Consider the following 15981-nt stretch of genomic DNA (forward strand, 5'->3'; position numbering starts at 1 on the left):
ACATCCTGCTGATTGCTTAAGGCGTCTAACAGGACTATGAATAGATTAACAATTCTGCCAGCGGAGTCCGCTATGTTAAAAATTCTGGGCCGTAACTCGTCAATCAACGTTCGTAAAGTGCTGTGGCTCTGTTCAGAGCTGGATATTGCCTGGGAGCACGAGCCGTGGGGCGAAGACCCGCAGTCGTTGCACTCACCGCAGTTTATGGCGCTCAATCCCAACGCCATGGTGCCGGTGATCATCGAAGATGACTTCGTGATGTGGGAGTCCAACGCGATTCTGCGCTACCTCGCCAACAGCAACGGCGGTGAGTGGCTCTACCCGGATAATCCGCGCGCGCGTGCGCCGGTCGATCAGTGGATGGACTGGCAGGCGACCGAACTCAACACCTCATGGCGCTATGCTTTTATGTCGCTGGTGCGCAATTCGCCGGCCCATCAGGATCCGCGCCTGCTGGCTGCCGCCATCAAAGGCTGGAGCCACACCATGGGTATTCTTAATCAGCAGCTGGAAAAAACCGGGCGCTACGTCGCGGGCCGTAATTTTACCCTGGCGGATATTCCGGTTGGCCTGGCGGTGAACCGCTGGTTTGAAACCCCGCTCGACCATCCGGACTTTCCTGCCGTGCAAACCTATTACGAGCGCCTGACCGAACGCGAGGGTTACACCACCTGGGGTCGCAACGGTAAGCCCTGATCCTGACCCGGCGCGATACCGGTGATTTCACAGGCCAGCGCGCCGGTGCGTTTCAGTGCCCAGGTGTAACGCTCATCAAACGGATAGCAGCAGGAGAGACGCAGCGCATGGCGATAGCGATCGCTCAGTGAATAGAGCGCGCCCGGCGTGACGCAAATCTGCTCCTGCAACAGGCGATGGAACATCTCCACCGTGTCAACCTTGCCCGGCAGCTCGACCCAAAACACAAAGCCGCCGCGCGGCAGGGTAGCGCGCGTGCCCTGCGGGAAATGACGGGCAATGATGCCGCGCGCCGCATCCAGATTGGCGGCATAGCGACGCCGCAGCGAACGCAGATGGTGATCATAACCGCCGCTGGCGAGAAATTCGGCCAGCGTTTCGCTCAGCAGTTTTGATTCGGTCATCGACGATACCGCTTTCAGCCGCGCAATCGCCGGATGGAAGCGGCCGGCAGCCGTCCAGCCCACGCGAAAATCGGGCGCGACGGTTTTGGTGAAGCTGGTGCAGTAAATCACCCAGCCGTCGCGGTCAAAGGCTTTGACCGGTGGCGACAGCGGCCAGTCAAACTGCAATTCGTCATACAGCCCATCTTCCAGCAGCGGAACGTGGTAAGTATTCACTAACTTCGCGAGACGCTTTTTATTCTCCAGCGGCATCACGTAGCCCAGCGGATTCTGCGCGCCCGGCATGGCGATCAGCGCCTGAATGCGCTGCTCCTGTAGCAGCATCTCCAGCGCATCCAGCGACAGGCCGTTTTGCGGATCGGTGGGGATTTCCAGCGCCTTCAGCCCGAGTGAGGCCAGCAGCGGGAACAAAAAGAAGTAGGTCGGCGATTCCAGCCCGACACAGTCGCCCGGCTTCGTCACCGCACGCAGCGCCAGCTGCAGCGCCTCCATGCAGCCGTGGGTCAGGGTGATGTCCGCGACAGTGAGATTCAGGCCGGTGTGCAGGCTACGGCGCGCAATCTCCTCCCGTAAGCGCTCACTACCCGGCGGAAGCGCATAACGACCAATGATGTCGTTATCGCGGCGAATAATGGAGGCGGTAATGCGTCCCAGTTTCGCCGCCGGAAACAGCTCGCTATCCTGCGGGCAGGCCAGCGAAATATTGGTGTAGTCGGGGTGATTCTGCGCGGCGAACACCTGCTCGATCAGTTCCAGTTTTTGCGTGCTGGGGTCATTAACGCTGGCGCTCATTGGCCTGAGCGGTCGCGTCACCGCGGGCAGCACGCCACGCACGTAGTAGCCCGACTGCGGACGGGCTTCTATCAGGCCGCGATCTTCAAGAATATGCCAGGCACTTAGCACGGTATTGATGCTGACCTGGTGCGACTGTGCCACGCGCCGGATGGCCGGCAGGCGCTTACCCGGCTTCAGCGTGCCCTGATGGATAGATTCGGCAAAGCTGTCAGCCAGCTGCTGGTACAGCGTCTGGCCGGATGAGAGAGGAAGGGACACAAAAGCCTCCGCGCGCGATAGGTACAATTTAAAATTGCCTTAACTGTATCCATCACAATAGTGATTTTGTGTCTCTGTTGCCATCGTAATTTGCGCATTAGCATGGTGCTTCGTTGATTCTCAGGGAAACGCACCATGCTCGATCCATCCTTCTTTAGCTACGTTACGGTGATGTCGATTACACCGGGTCCGAACAACTTGTTACTGGCCACCTCCGGCGTTAATTTTGGCTTCCGGCGCACGCTACCGATGCTGTTTGGCATCCTGCTCGGCTGTGCGTTACAGATGCTGCTGGCGAGCGTGGCGCTGGAGCTGCTGTTGCACTGGATGGCGTCTGTGCGGTTGCCGCTGACGGTGGTGGGATGCAGCTATCTGCTGTGGCTGTCGTGGAAAATCTTCCGCGCCGGTGCGCCGCAGTTGCGCGAACGTCCGCGTCCGATGACCCTGCTGGGCGGCGTGTGTTTCCAGGCGGTGAATCCCAAAGCCTGGCTGATGGTCACCAACGTGGCGCTGATGTACGCCAACAGCAACGGTGTGCTGGCGGTGCTGCTCGGCTTCGCCGCCCTCAACCTGCCGTGCATTTTAATCTGGGCAGCGCTGGGCGACCGGCTGCGCCATCACCTGCAGATTGCGTGGAAACGTCAGGCGTTCAATACGCTGATGGCGCTGTCGCTGGTGGCGACCACCGGCTGGATGCTGTATGACGCGCTGCTAATGAGCTGATGCGACGGCGTTTGATGGCGCGATAAGCATGAGCACAATATGTGGGGCTGGTCAGTTAACGAAGCCGTACGACGCACCCTGATGTAGCGGCGCGATTTATCGCGCAATGTGCAATGTATTGTGCCGCTAACAAACGCGCGCTTCCTGGTGAATAAATCCCTGGCTGAACCGTCAGGGATTGCGTCATCCAAAAGGCGACACCGTAATCAAAAAAAAAGAGGCCGCTATTGCGGCCTCAGGCAGGTCTGTATTTACCGGTGAAGGAACAGGCGTCGCCGCTTACTTGCCCACCACATGGGCGGTTTCACGGCCTTCGTCGTTGGCGGCTTCCGGCGTGATGACCGGTGCGTAATCCAGCTGCAGCACGCGACTGGTTTCGGCCAGCACCTTCTCGGTCAGCGCCACGTCGCCGTTCAGCTTGCGGCCCCACGACGGGATTACCGCGCGGATTTTTGTTTGCCACTCTGGCGAGCGCATTTGCTCCGGGAATACTTTCGCCATCAGCTCCAGCATAATTGGTGCTGCGGTGGAGGCACCCGGTGACGCGCCCAGCAGCGCAGAGATCGAGCCGTCGGCCGAGGTGACCACTTCGGTACCGAGACGCAGCACGCCGCCCTCTTTTTCATCATTTTTGATGATTTGTACGCGCTGACCGGCCGTGACCAGCTTCCAGTCTTCCTGTTTTGCCTGCGGCACATAAGCGCGCAGCGCTTCCATACGATCGTCATCGCTCTGCAGCACCTGATCGACCAGATATTTCACCAGATCGAAGCTTTTCAGCCCAACCTGCATCATCGGCAGCAGGTTACTGCTGTTCATCGCGCCGAACATATCCAGCAGCGAGCCCTGCTTGAGGAATTTGGTGGAGAAGGTCGCAAACGGGCCAAACAGCAGCACCTGCTTGCCATCCAGCACACGGGTATCAACGTGCGGTACCGACATCGGTGGTGCGCCCACGCTGGCTTTGCCGTACACCTTCGCCATGTGCTGCGCCACCACGTCCGGGTTTTCCGTGACGAGGAACGAGCCGCCCACCGGGAAACCGGCGTAGCCTTTTACTTCCGGGATGCCGGTTTTTTGCAGCAGCGGCAGCGCCGCACCGCCGGCACCGATAAACAGCTGGCGCGCGGTCAGCACCCGCGACTCACCGCTGGCGAGGTTGTGCAGGCTTACCTGCCAGCGCCCATCGCTCAGGCGCTTGATATCGCGCACTTCCTGACGCAGACGCAGGCGGAAATTCTCTTTCTTCTCCAGCGCGGCAATCAGCTGGCGCGTCACTTCACCGAAGTTAACGTCGGTGCCCATGTCGGTCCAGGTGGCCGCCACTTTCTGCTTGCGGTCACGCCCGTTCATCACCAGCGGAATCCACTCAGCGATCTGGTCACGATCTTCGGAATAGTTCATGCCGCGGAACAGGGTGCTTTTCTGCAGCGCCTGGAAGCGCTTGCGCAGGAAAGCGACGTTGGCCTCGCCCCAGACAAAACTCATGTGCGGCGTGCTGTGAATAAAGCTTTGTGGATTAGTCAGGTTGCCTTTCTGTACGTGATACGCCCAGAACTGGCGGGAAATCTGGAAGGATTCGTTAATCGCCACCGCTTTGGCAATGTCGATGCTGCCATCCGCTCTTTCGGGCGTATAGTTCAGCTCGGCCAGCGCCGCGTGGCCGGTGCCGGCATTGTTCCAGCCATTAGAGGATTCGACCGCGACATCATCCAGCCGCTCGACCATCTCAATCGACCAGTCTGGCTCGAGATCCTGCAGCCAGGTGCCTAAGGTAGCACTCATCACGCCTGCGCCGATCAGCAGGACATCTACGTCTTTTCGTTCCTGAAGGTGTGTGCTTTCCATGCCAGCGGCGGCTAGCGCCAGATTTACCGCAGTGTTGCTCATGAGGCGACATCTCCTCTCTGTTGCCCTGAAGCTCAACAGGTTCGCAGGCGAAACAGCCACGCTTTTTGCAAGCGCGTTGCGCTATTTCTCAAAGGTTAAGACTCAGGTTTAAGCCATAGGTGTGATAACGGTTAACTGCACGTTATGCATATGCATTCGAATATAACATTCTCGTATCGGAATTAAACGTTTGTTTATTTTTTAAATGCAGAAATGATTCAGCATAAGAATTAATCAGCCCGACGGCGCTGTCATAAGGGATTTTTATCCCCTAATCAGGCAGTTATAGTAACGTAGTTGTTGCGACAGTGTGAGGGAAATGGAGAGGGTTGATTTCACACGGTGAGCTGGATCACAAATTAACGCATTGAAAACGATAGGTTTTAGCGAAATTGATTTTTTATGCGGATTTTATGTTGCCTGATGTTTCGCCAGATCGTGTAAAAATAATGTTACATTTGTGTGACTTTTAATTTGGGCACCGTGTCAGGCGCCCGTCAGAAGAAAAATGCATCACGTGCACCATTCAGCGCAGCTGGAACCAGCGGCGCCAGACGAAGCGGATAATGAAAAACTCAACGGTACCCAGCAGCAAAAACCAGACGCAGAACACTATGGTGTACAGCTGATTCACATCCTGCAGATGCAGAGCCTGCTGCAGCTGTTTTGCCAGCGCCACGCCAAACGAAGGGGCGGGCAGCAGTAGCGCCGAAAGAAAGCCCAGCAGCAGAATGCCGCCCGGGATGATCAGCGTTTCAAATGGGTTTTTCATCGCATCATTCCAAATCAGTTAGCGCGGGCATTAGCGCATAAAACCGCGGCGCGGTGCAATCCCCGCAGCAGCGCGCTAAGAAATTTCTTCTATTCCATCCACTTAGCTGCAGAAATAGCGGCAGTTAAGAGTTATAGCCTTTGCTATACTTAAACCCATGATTTTGTTGTCTTTTTTTTGGCGGGTTAGCGTGCTAGACTGCGCGCACTTTTTCATTACTGAACCCGATATGCGGACAAAGTGCAGGCTTAATCGTCTTATTTCACCGCATTGACTGAAAACCATGACATTTATCGCAACCCTGATTCTGGCCTTTGGTATGTCGATGGACGCTTTCGCTGCAGCACTGGGCAAAGGCGCGTCGCTGTATCGTCCGGGCTTCAAAGAAGCATTACGCACAGGGCTGATTTTTGGCGTCATTGAAATGCTGACGCCGCTGGTGGGCTGGGCCATCGGGCTGGCCGCCAGCCACTACATTATGGCGTGGGATCACTGGGTGGCATTTGGTCTGCTGGGCATTCTTGGTGGCCGCATGATCATGGAAGGTTTCCGTCAGACGGCCGACGAGCCGTGTGAAGCGCCGCAGCGCCACGGCTTTATGGTACTGGCGCTGACGGCGGTAGCGACCAGCCTCGATGCGCTGGCGGTGGGGGTTGGCCTCGCGTTCCTGCAGGTTAACATTGTGCTCACCGCGCTCACCATCGGTGCGGCTACCACTATCATGGCGACCACCGGTGTGCTGGTCGGCCGCTTTATCGGTCCGGTAATGGGCAAATGGGCGGAAGTGCTGGGCGGCGTGGTACTGATCAGTATTGGCTGCACCATCCTGATTGAGCACTTAGGGCTGTTCCGTTAACGTCTGGCACCCTGAGGTGGGCGCGTTTTTGTGATCTGGTTCAAAAATAATTGCGTGAAAAATGCGCGGGCGTTATAATTTTCGCGTAATTCTTCAACAATTTTTGTATCAGGTGCACCATGAAACGTTTTTTCCGCTCCGTGTTTCGCTCTTATGTTGAGACCTTCAAACACGTACCGCCGGGCGCCTTAAACTAAGCGCTCCGCCAGAAACCCTCGATAATCGCGGTCAGGGATCGACCTGTGGTTATCACCCGGCGCCGACCCCCTCTGCGCATCTCTGTCACCAAAACTCACAAACATTAATTACTTTACCCTCAGGTCATACCGCTTTTCCGTCTGGCTTTTGATAACCTGCGCGCAAATTCTCTATAACATTGAGGCCATCATGCAGCTGTGCAGTTTTTCTCTTATTGACCAGGCAAGAAAAAGTTATGGCATCGTGCAACCCGACGGCGTGATCGATCTCGGTGCGCGGCTGGGCGACAGCTGTCCGGATTTGAAAACTCTGCTGCAGCGCGGTGGCCTGAGTGACCTGCAGGGATACCTGAGCGAGCCGGTGGACTATGCCTTCAGCGCGATTCGCTTCCTGCCGGTGGTGGAAAACCCAGGCAAAGTCTTCTGCGTTGGTATGAACTATGCCGACAAGCGCCAGGAGTTTGCCGCCACGCTCGACGCGCCGACGCTATTCGTGCGCTTTGCCGATTCGCTGGCTGGGCACGAGCAGGCCCTGCTTAAACCGGCGACCACGGCTGAATTTGATTACGAAGGCGAGCTGGCGGTGATCATCGGCAAAGCGGCTTATCAGGTAAAAGCCGCCGATGCGCTACAGCATGTGGCGGGCTACAGCTGCTTTATGGATGCCACGGTGCGCGACATGCAGTTCACCTGGTTTACCGCAGGCAAAAACTGGCAGCAAACCGGCGGCTTTGGCCCGTGGATGACCACCGCCGACGACATCCCGGACCCGCAGCAGCTGGCGATCAAAACCTGGCTGAATCAGCGTGAAGTGCAGAACGATACCACGGCCAGCATGGTGCATCCGGTGGCGAAGATCATTGAATACATCTCGGCGTTTAGTCCGCTGTCACCGGGCGATGTCATCATCACCGGCTCACCGGGCGGCGTGGGGAAAAAGCGTACGCCACCGCTGTTTATGTTCCCTGGCGATGAGATCGAAGTGGAAATTGAGAAGATTGGTCGTCTGCGCCACCGCATCGTCTGACGCATTGCTGCGCGGTGGCAAACGTTGCACAGCCACCGCGCTACCGTTTAAATAAATATTCAACAATACGAAATGTCCCGAATTTATATTTATATGGCGCAGATTTAGTTATCAGGTTAAATAATTATTGTTAAGTTAATTTTCCTGCAATGTATTACGTAAATATTTTTGTGATCGCCAACTAATTCCCTCGCTTTGCTATAGTTAAAATTAAAAGCAGCGGCGTATTATCGTCCACTGCCGATTCCGGCATGGAAATAAGGGATGATAATGAAAACCATCAGTCGCGAGATCATTAACGATCTCATTGACCGCGTGGGCGGTCGGGAAAATATTCTGTCACTTTCGCACTGTATTACCCGCCTGCGCTTTGTGCTGCAGGATGTCGACAAGGCCGATCCAGAGGCCATCCGCGCCACGCCCGGCGTTAAAGGATGCTTTAACTCTGCCGGACAGTTTCAGGTAATTATTGGAACCGAAGTTGACACTTATTATAAAGCGTTAGTAGAAGCACTAAATATTAGTGAGACCTCTAAAGAGCAGATTAAATCTGCGGCGCGCAGCCAGATGAAATGGCACGAGGCATTATTATCCCATTTTGCCGAGATATTTTTCCCGTTATTACCGGCGTTAATTAGCGGCGGTTTAATTCTCGGTTTCCGTAACGTGCTCGGCGATATTGCCGTGGCGGATGATAAAACCCTGGTGCAGCTCTATCCCGGTGTGAAAGGGCTGTACGATTTCCTCTGGCTGATTGGCGAAGCGATCTTCTTCTATTTGCCGGTGGGGATTTGCTGGTCGGTGGTGCGCAAGCTGGGCGGTACGCCAATCCTTGGGATTGTGCTGGGCATTACGCTGGTTTCACCACAGCTGATGAATGCGTATCTGATTGGCAGCCAGGTGCCGGAAGTGTGGAATTTCGGCTGGTTTAGCATTGATCGGGTCGGCTACCAGGCGCAGGTGATTCCGGCGCTGCTGGCCGGGCTGGCGCTGGCAAAAATCGAACTGGCGCTAAAACGTATCGTGCCCGCCTATCTGACGCTGGTGGTGGTGCCGGTGTGTGCGCTGCTGCTGTCGGTTTTCCTCGCCCACAGCCTGATTGGCCCATTTGGCCGTCTGATTGGCGACGGCATCGCCTTCGCGGTGCGTCATCTGATGACCGGCAGCTTCGCGCCGATTGGTGCCGCGCTGTTTGGCTTCCTGTATGCGCCGATGGTGATCACCGGCGTGCATCAGACCACGCTGGCGGTTGATCTGCAGATGATTCAGAGCATGGGCGGCACGCCGGTGTGGCCGCTGATTGCGCTGTCCAATATTGCACAGGGTGCAGCGGTGGTCGGCATCATTATCGCTAACAAAGATCGTGCTGAACGCGACCTCACCGTGCCGGCCGCCATTTCAGCGTGGCTCGGCGTAACGGAGCCGGCGATGTACGGCGTCAACCTCAAGTACCGCTACCCCATGCTGTGCGCCATGATTGGCTCTGCGCTGGCGGCGCTGCTGTGCGGCCTCAACGGCGTGATGGCCAACGGCATCGGCGTAGGCGGCTTGCCGGGCATCCTCTCGATTCAGCCACAGTACTGGACGGTTTACTCGCTGGCGATTCTGGTGGCGATTCTGGTTCCGCTGCTGCTGACCATCATCATCACCAAACGAAAAGCGGCAACCGCCATCATCAGCCAGGCAGAGGTGCAACATGAACAGGCACGCTGAATATCCCTGGTGGCGCCAGGCGGTGATCTACCAAATCTATCCTAAAAGTTTTCAGGACAGCGGGGCGCGCGGCACCGGCGATCTCAACGGTGTGATCCAGCGGCTGGATTATCTGCAGCAGCTGGGCGTCGATGCGCTGTGGCTGACGCCGATCTATGTGTCGCCGCAGATCGATAACGGTTACGATGTGGCGGATTACACCGCCATCGATCCCGCCTACGGCACCATGGCCGACTTTGACCACCTGCTGGCGGAGACGCACCGGCGCGGTATGCGCATGGTGCTGGATATGGTGTTCAACCACACCTCGACCGAGCACGCCTGGTTTAAGCGTGCCGAAGCCGGTGAGCAGCCGTACGTCGATTTCTATATCTGGCGCGACGGGGTGCCCGGCACGCCGCCCAATAACTGGCAGTCTAAGTTTGGCGGCAGCGCCTGGGCGTGGAACGAACGGCGTCAGCAATACTATCTGCACCTGTACGCGCCGGAGCAGGCCGATCTCAACTGGGAAAACCCGGCGGTGCGCGAGGCGTTAAAGCAGGTATGCCACTTCTGGGCGGATCGAGGCGTCGATGGATTGCGGCTTGATGTGATCAACCTGGTGTCGAAGCATCAGGATTTTAGCGACGATCTGCCCGGCCATGACGGGCGGCGGTTCTATACCGATGGCCCGCGCATCCATGACTACCTGCAGGAGTTCAACCGCGATGTGTTCACGCCGCGTAGGCTGATGACGGTGGGAGAAATGTCCTCGACCACGCTGGCCAACTGCCAGCGCTATGCTTCGCTGGCGCAAAACGAGCTGTCGATGACCTTTAACTTCCACCATCTCAAGGTGGATTATCCCCAGGGCGACAAATGGACGCTGGCGGCACCGGACTTCGTTCAGCTCAAGGCAATTTTTGGGGAGTGGCAGCGCGGGATGCATGACGTGGCGTGGAATGCGCTGTTCTGGTGTAACCACGATCAGCCGCGTATCGTCACGCGCTTTGGTGATGAAGGTGCGCTGCGCATCGCCTCGGCAAAATGCTTTGCGATGTTGCTGCACGGCATGCAGGGCACGCCCTATATCTATCAGGGCGAAGAGCTGGGGATGACCAACCCTCATTTTACCCGCATTGAGCAGTATCAGGACATTGAGAGCCACAACATCCACGCTGCGTGGCTGGCGCAGGGCAAGCCGGAGGCGGCAATCCTGGCGATTCTGGCCAGCAAATCGCGCGACAACAGCCGCTCGCCGATGCTGTGGGACAGCAGCGCCAATGCCGGCTTCACGCGGGGTGAGCCGTGGATAGGCGTGGCGGATAACTATACGCTGATCAACGCGGCTAACGCGCTGCTCGACAGCAACTCGGTGTTCTATGGCTACCAAACGCTGATTCGGCTGCGTAAGCGTTACGCTATCTTCACCGAGGGCGATTATCAGGATCTGGCACCGCAAGCGTCACACATCTGGTGTTATCGTCGCAATTCGCCGCGTGAAAGCCTGCTGGTGGTGGCGAACCTGAGTCACAGCGCGCAGCCCTTGCTGCTGCCGGAAGTTGAAGGCAACTGGCAGGTGCTGATGAGTAATTACAATGAGGCATCGCCGCCTGGGGCATTGACGTACCTGCGGCCTTTTGAAGCGGTGTATTATTACCAGTCGTAACGGAGAAAACCGGCGGCGCGTTTCAGCAATGAGCAGAACGCGCCGCCTGCACTCACTTCAGCGTGCCGCATTCCGCCACGGCGAGATAATCGGTATACAGCTGCGGCGAACCGGAAAAGGACGCCAGTTGCTTCCACTCTTCATACATCTGTTTGGTATCCCGGTGCGCGCGCGCAAAGTCAGCCGCGCTGGCGGTGGCGATATCAGGCTGCGGATAAAACACATTCAGCGCCGCTTCACTCTCAATCTCCATCATCACCACATAGCCGTCCAGCCGGTTGCCGCTGTGACCTTTCAGCAGATGAAACTTCCAGCCGGGATAATCAACGATATGCGCGGCATTCTGCGCGATGAATTGCTCAAATTCCTGCGGCTGCACGCCCGGTCGCAGCGCCAGATAGTGGGTACCGAGAATGCGCGCGGTGCCGCTGCGGGCATCAAATCGCGGGCCACCCGGCAGCGTACTGTGAGGATTCTCTGCCAGCAGATCGAAATGGGTGAAAATTGTCGGGCGTCGCGCGAAGGTCGCCAGCTGGCGCCACTCGCTGAGCAGCGCGTCCGCGTCGGGATGCAGATGCCAGAAGTGCTCTGCCTCGGCGGTAAGTTCCCCGTCATCCTGCATAAAGCGCGCGCGCTGTGCCGCATCTTTCATTTCAAACAGCATCAGGTATTGATCGACGCGCTCGCCGCGCAGACCGCGAAACAGCGTCCAGCGCCAGCCGGGATAGCAGGGCAGATGCACGCCTTTTTCGCGCACGAAGGTTTCAAACTGTTCAGCGGTGACGCCCGCTTCGGTGTCGATGGCGATATAAAAAAAGCTATAAACAGACTGGGACATAACAGGCTCCAGGCACGCCGTCGCGTGCCGTTGAGAGGTAAGGGCGGTTTAGTCGAACTGGGTATTGATGATGGCTTCTACCAGCACGCGGCCGGCGGGGGTGAGCGTGACGTAGCGGCCATCGCTGTGCACTAACTCGCGCTGCTGCAACTCACGCAGCGCACGGGCGATGGTCGGCTGGGCAAACAGGCTGACGCCAAACTTCTGCTGAAACAGCACATCGTCGAGCGGAATCAGCGTTGACAGCGCCATCTTGCAGCCGTTGATGGCCTGCTGATCCGGCGACATACCGCGCACCGAGGCGATCGGCAGCTCACCGTTATCCAGTGCGCGCTGATAATCGGCGTAGTCGGTCAGGTTAATCAGCTCCGCGCCGGCACATTTGGAGCTGCCGCCAAGGCCAATCGCCACTTCCGGCGCCTGCTGGTCGAGATCGGTAATGATCGCTTTCCACTTCTCCGGCGGTGCGCTGCGATGGTGGAAATACATGGTGGGATGTTCAAGGTAATCGCCATCCAGCCACTGCTCGGCCAGCGCGCGCATCTGATACTGCTGACCCAGACTGGGCATCGCCGCATTCTTACGCTGCCAGGCATTTTCTCCCTCCGCCGACACGCCGGTGCGGCTCTCGGCGAACGGCTTCATGTGCAGCTTGGTGAACACCAGATGCGACAGGTCAAGCGCGCGCGCCTGCTGCAGATCGTCACGCACGTCGTCCACCGTTTGTCCCAGCAGGCCATACATCAGGTCGACGCTGACCAGGGCGAAGCCCAGCTCGCGCGCATCACGAATCACCTTGTAGCAGGCATCCGCGCTGTGCAGGCGACCACAGCCTTTGATCAGGCGATCTGAGAATGACTGCGCGCCAAACGACAGTTTGCTGAAGCCCAGTTCGCGCAGCTGCGCGAGGAATTCGCGCGTCAGCGTGCCGGGCTCGCCTTCGAAGCGCAGCGTGGCTTCGCGGAAGTTGAAATGGTTGCGGTAAAAATCCATTAAGCGCCGCAGCTCATCCGGTGGCAGCAGCGAGGGCGTGCCGCCGAACAGGTTGAACTCACCCACCGGCACTTCACCCAGTGCCGGCAGCTGCGCCAGCCACAGTTTCGCCTCCTGAATGTTGCGATCGACGATATCGCGGAACAGCTCAGGTGCGCGCGGCGACTGCGGATTTACAATCACCGTAGGAAACTGGCAAAAGTGGCACTTGTAGCGGCAGGTAGGGATATACGCCCACAGATGAATTTGCGGCGCATGGCTCAGGCTGTGCTGCATGGCGCGGAAAAAATTCGGCAGCGGGAAATCGTCAATATCACCGGGAAATACATGGCAACCAAAAGGATCATGCACCACGTATTCCAGCAAATCGGCGTTTTCCGGCCGGCTAAGCACCTCGCATATGGCCGGGCGAGGATAGTGACGATCGATATCCTGCAGGGATTGCAGCCAGGCAGCACGCATCAGAACACCCCGCCGTTTGCAAAGTAGTTATGCGCCTCACCGGATTCGCGATCTTCGCAGTAATACCAGACAAAGCGGGCGAAATCATTTTCCGTTACCTGAGCAAAGCAGGCCGGCAGCGGCGGTGGCTCGCCAATCTCTGCGCCGACGGCACGACGCAGCGCGGCAAACAGCTCATGGCGGAATTCAAAATAGAGGCGAAACGCCGGGGTTTTGTAGCTGTGAATCGGCAGGAAATCGGTCACGCTCATCTCCAGCATTATGCTGTGAATGCGGTCGAACAGGCGTTCAGCCACCTCTGGCGTGAAGAAATCAATCACCGCGGCGTTGTCGCGCAGCAGCGACGGATTCAGCAGCACCGGCAGCACCAGATTTTTTGGCACGTAATCTTTAATCGAGTAGTGCCACGCCTGCTGCGCCTGCTCTGCGCTGACATCGGTGAACGGCGTCAGTGCGGTGAGCGTGGGTCGCACATCTTTCATGATGATGGTGCCGTTATGGCCGTAGGCCACGCCTTCAATTACTTCGTGCAGCAGATTATCCACCCGGCGGCTGTTGATCTGCACGCGGGAGTTGGGCGCATACACCGGTTTGCCGCCGGCGGCGATCACCTTGATGCCAAAATCCCAGTCGTCTGACAGATGCTCGACAAACTCACCGTTTTTCAGCTGGTAAAAAATCTCAATGCCGCCCACTTCATCGTACAGCTGCTTTTCGACGCCAAAGCCTTTGCCGTCCGGAAAGCCGCCAAACAGGGAGAAGGAAGCGTGGCGGCAGCGCAGCGTTTTATCAATCTCCGCATACAGCCGCGGGCGCTCGTGGAAATCCGCGGTTTCGTAGTAGTAGTTACAGGTGCCCAGATCGCCGTTTTGCGCAATCATGGTGCCGACCAGTTCGTCGATCCACAGTGCATCAACGGTGCAGTCCGCATCGGCAGAGAGAATGTAATGTTTGCGCTGAAAACCGCTGGCCTCGTCGCGCAGACCGGCGCGCTGTGAGGCGAAATCCATGCCTTTTTTCCGCGCCGAAGAGACGCCCTGCACCGTCTCCTGCAGCTGATGAATTGTCAGCTGCGGATGCTGCGCGGCAAAGGCTTCAATCAGCGCGACCGAGTTATCGGTGGAATTATTATCCACCATGATCACTTCCAGATTATCAAAATTAAACAATCCGCCGGGTGAACGCTGCTGCAATATTGATTCCAGCACCGCGTTAATACGTGCTGCCTCGTTATAAACCGGCAGCACGACAGAAATAAAACAACGGTTATCCATAGTCACTCCTTAACTACACATTAAATATCTGCCGGAAGATGTGATCCGACAGCAGGGATTTTCCTTTCTGATAATTGCGCGTGGCGATGGCGTCGCGGCGTGCGTCATCCTGTAATAAGGCACTGACGCGCTGAATAAAATCGGCATCCGGCAGGCCATCATGGCTGGCGGAAATCGCCATCAGTTCGCCTTCAAAACCGTACTGGCCATACACCTCGTGATAATATTCATAGCGGGTGGCGATATAACAGCGCTGATGGCTGATCGCCTCGCCAATCGGATTACCGTAGCTGTCGTAATCCCATGCGGTTAAAAACGACACCACATCGCAGGCGTGATAAAGATCCTGAATGGTGGTGGCCTGTGGATTACGCTCCATGAAGTCGTGATTTAACGCGCCAAAAAAGATGACGTAACGCTCCAGCTGGAACCGGCTAATTAACTGCTTTAATGCGTGATAATGCACGCTGTCTTCCAGCGGATCGCCGGCGACCATTAAATAAACGCGCTGTGGCTGATGCTGCGCGATAAGTTCACTGTTCAGCGCATGCAACAGGTGAATATCCCGATCGAGTCGCTTAGCCGGAATAATTCGCGTGGTGCGGGCAATCACCTTGTCCTGCGCCAGCAACCCAAACTGGCGGCGTAAATCTTTGCGCGGATGACTCGGGTCAAAAGGATAGGTATTACGCATCACCTCGATTTCGACCTGATTTTCGCACCAGGCCGCCAGTTGTGAGGCCAGTGCCTGGTTCAGCGTGACGTAGGTAATATGCGGCGAGGGCTGTGGCCTGACGGCATGTGGCCAGGGCGCATTGCCGTAGCGCGATGAGGTGGATTCGCTGTTCCACATCAGGTCATGGTCGCGCCACAACACAAACCGGCCGAGCTGTTTTGCGGCGCCGTATTGCGTAATCGCCAGATAGAGCGCGCGGGTAAAAATAATATTATCCGGCAGCGTCCCGTTCTCAATGATTAAATAATTGATATCCAGCGCCTGCCATTTTGCGCACAGCGCGTTTGCCACCGCCTGTGCCATCTTTTCCGTCTGCTGCACCAGGATTTTCTCTGCGGCGGCATCCAGCGTCTGGCTATGCTTAATCAGCACGTCATGAATATATTGCAGAAAGGCCGGGTTATAACCTTCCACCTGACGAATTTCATCGTGCCGGACTAAGGTAAAATGATGCTGCAGCGAATTGATTTCATTTTCGGAATAGGGGCGTCCGAAATTTCCCTTATCAATTTTTATGTCGTAGCCGATATCAAGAAAGGAGGTGATTCCCTGCTCGCGTAAACGAACGGCAATTTTAGTGGCTTCTACCGTAATACCCGATAATGCCACAGCATCAAAAGAGATAAAAAGGGCCTTGCGTTGTAAATCCATTTGGTCACCACGCTCATACCTGAACATTAATAGTGACTGAACGGTAAG

General features: G+C 56.7%; 14 protein-coding genes. 7 read left to right on the plus strand and 7 right to left on the minus strand.

The features are described 5' to 3' along the window. Nucleotides 1-72: 72 nt before the first annotated feature. Nucleotides 73-696, plus strand: a complete 624-nt coding sequence (locus tag E7738_RS14770) for a glutathione S-transferase family protein (protein ID WP_021507906.1) — start codon at nt 73-75, stop codon at nt 694-696. Here E7738_RS14770 and E7738_RS14775 read toward each other — a convergent pair. Further along, nucleotides 663-2153, minus strand: coding sequence for an aminotransferase-like domain-containing protein (locus E7738_RS14775; protein ID WP_031279768.1), 1491 nt, complete (start codon nt 2151-2153; stop codon nt 663-665). The genes E7738_RS14770 and E7738_RS14775 overlap by 34 nt on opposite strands. A gap of 135 nt (nt 2154-2288) precedes the next feature. On the opposite strand from E7738_RS14775, the gene E7738_RS14780 reads away from it, so the two are divergent. After that, nucleotides 2289-2876, plus strand: coding sequence for a LysE family translocator (locus E7738_RS14780; RefSeq protein WP_021507904.1), 588 nt, complete (start codon nt 2289-2291; stop codon nt 2874-2876). Between the two features lie 279 nt (nt 2877-3155). On the opposite strand, the gene mqo is transcribed toward E7738_RS14780, so the two are convergent. Continuing rightward, the gene (gene mqo / locus E7738_RS14785) at nt 3156-4766 is read right to left on the minus strand and encodes a malate dehydrogenase (quinone) (protein ID WP_058780242.1); all 1611 of its coding nucleotides are present in this window, start codon (nt 4764-4766) and stop codon (nt 3156-3158) included. Between the two features lie 526 nt (nt 4767-5292). After that, a complete protein-coding gene (locus E7738_RS14790) occupies nt 5293-5538 on the minus strand; it encodes a DUF1158 domain-containing protein (protein ID WP_132466520.1) in 246 nt (81 codons plus the stop codon). A gap of 283 nt (nt 5539-5821) precedes the next feature. Here E7738_RS14790 and mntP point away from each other — a divergent pair, with 283 nt between their 5' ends. The 5 genes from mntP to treC all read left to right on the plus strand — a co-directional run bounded on the left by mntP (nt 5822) and on the right by treC (nt 10979). Beyond that, nucleotides 5822-6394, plus strand: a complete 573-nt coding sequence (gene mntP / locus E7738_RS14795; protein ID WP_021507902.1) for a manganese efflux pump MntP — start codon at nt 5822-5824, stop codon at nt 6392-6394. 119 nt (nt 6395-6513) lie between these two features. Then, on the plus strand, nt 6514-6591 hold the full coding sequence (azuC, locus tag E7738_RS14800; RefSeq protein WP_125310475.1) for a stress response protein AzuC: 78 nt from the start codon (nt 6514-6516) through the stop codon (nt 6589-6591). A gap of 190 nt (nt 6592-6781) precedes the next feature. After that, nucleotides 6782-7618: a fumarylacetoacetate hydrolase family protein gene (locus E7738_RS14805; RefSeq protein WP_394515746.1), complete on the plus strand. Its 837-nt coding sequence runs from the start codon at nt 6782-6784 to the stop codon at nt 7616-7618. A 270-nt stretch (nt 7619-7888) separates the two neighbouring features. After that, complete coding sequence (gene treB, locus E7738_RS14810) at nt 7889-9331, plus strand: PTS trehalose transporter subunit IIBC (RefSeq protein ID WP_058770908.1); 1443 nt, start codon at nt 7889-7891, stop codon at nt 9329-9331. Beyond that, complete coding sequence (gene treC / locus E7738_RS14815; RefSeq protein WP_394515747.1) at nt 9315-10979, plus strand: alpha,alpha-phosphotrehalase; 1665 nt, start codon at nt 9315-9317, stop codon at nt 10977-10979. Before treB ends, treC begins: the two co-directional genes overlap by 17 nt. Nucleotides 10980-11031: 52 nt before the next feature. On the opposite strand, the gene E7738_RS14820 is transcribed toward treC, so the two are convergent. The 4 genes from E7738_RS14820 to E7738_RS14835 are packed head-to-tail and all read right to left on the minus strand — an operon-like array spanning nt 11032 to nt 15933. Then, nucleotides 11032-11817, minus strand: a complete 786-nt coding sequence (locus E7738_RS14820) for a hypothetical protein (RefSeq protein WP_394515748.1) — start codon at nt 11815-11817, stop codon at nt 11032-11034. Between the two features lie 48 nt (nt 11818-11865). Next, a complete protein-coding gene (locus tag E7738_RS14825) occupies nt 11866-13272 on the minus strand; it encodes a radical SAM protein (protein WP_021507897.1) in 1407 nt (468 codons plus the stop codon). After that, on the minus strand, nt 13272-14546 hold the full coding sequence (locus E7738_RS14830) for a glycosyltransferase family 2 protein (protein ID WP_394515749.1): 1275 nt from the start codon (nt 14544-14546) through the stop codon (nt 13272-13274). Before E7738_RS14830 ends, E7738_RS14825 begins: the two co-directional genes overlap by 1 nt. Nucleotides 14547-14559: 13 nt before the next feature. Then, nucleotides 14560-15933, minus strand: coding sequence for a glycosyltransferase family protein (locus tag E7738_RS14835; protein ID WP_394515750.1), 1374 nt, complete (start codon nt 15931-15933; stop codon nt 14560-14562). Nucleotides 15934-15981: the final 48 nt, after the last annotated feature.

This window comes from Pantoea sp. SGAir0430, from assembly GCF_043549295.1.

Excerpts from the sequence above, each read along its gene's own strand:
- treC (WP_394515747.1), top strand. The coding sequence starts at position 9,315 with ATGAACAGGCACGCTGAATATCCCTGGTGGCGCCAGGCGGTGATCTAC.
- E7738_RS14805 (WP_394515746.1), top strand. The coding sequence starts at position 6,782 with ATGCAGCTGTGCAGTTTTTCTCTTATTGACCAGGCAAGAAAAAGTTAT.
- E7738_RS14770 (WP_021507906.1), top strand. The coding sequence starts at position 73 with ATGTTAAAAATTCTGGGCCGTAACTCGTCAATCAACGTTCGTAAAGTG.
- E7738_RS14790 (WP_132466520.1), bottom strand. The coding sequence starts at position 5,538 with ATGAAAAACCCATTTGAAACGCTGATCATCCCGGGCGGCATTCTGCTG.
- E7738_RS14830 (WP_394515749.1), bottom strand. The coding sequence starts at position 14,546 with ATGGATAACCGTTGTTTTATTTCTGTCGTGCTGCCGGTTTATAACGAG.
- E7738_RS14780 (WP_021507904.1), top strand. The coding sequence starts at position 2,289 with ATGCTCGATCCATCCTTCTTTAGCTACGTTACGGTGATGTCGATTACA.
- azuC (WP_125310475.1), top strand. The coding sequence starts at position 6,514 with ATGAAACGTTTTTTCCGCTCCGTGTTTCGCTCTTATGTTGAGACCTTC.
- mntP (WP_021507902.1), top strand. The coding sequence starts at position 5,822 with ATGACATTTATCGCAACCCTGATTCTGGCCTTTGGTATGTCGATGGAC.
- E7738_RS14820 (WP_394515748.1), bottom strand. The coding sequence starts at position 11,817 with ATGTCCCAGTCTGTTTATAGCTTTTTTTATATCGCCATCGACACCGAA.
- mqo (WP_058780242.1), bottom strand. The coding sequence starts at position 4,766 with ATGAGCAACACTGCGGTAAATCTGGCGCTAGCCGCCGCTGGCATGGAA.
- E7738_RS14835 (WP_394515750.1), bottom strand. The coding sequence starts at position 15,933 with ATGGATTTACAACGCAAGGCCCTTTTTATCTCTTTTGATGCTGTGGCA.
- treB (WP_058770908.1), top strand. The coding sequence starts at position 7,889 with ATGAAAACCATCAGTCGCGAGATCATTAACGATCTCATTGACCGCGTG.
- E7738_RS14825 (WP_021507897.1), bottom strand. The coding sequence starts at position 13,272 with ATGCGTGCTGCCTGGCTGCAATCCCTGCAGGATATCGATCGTCACTAT.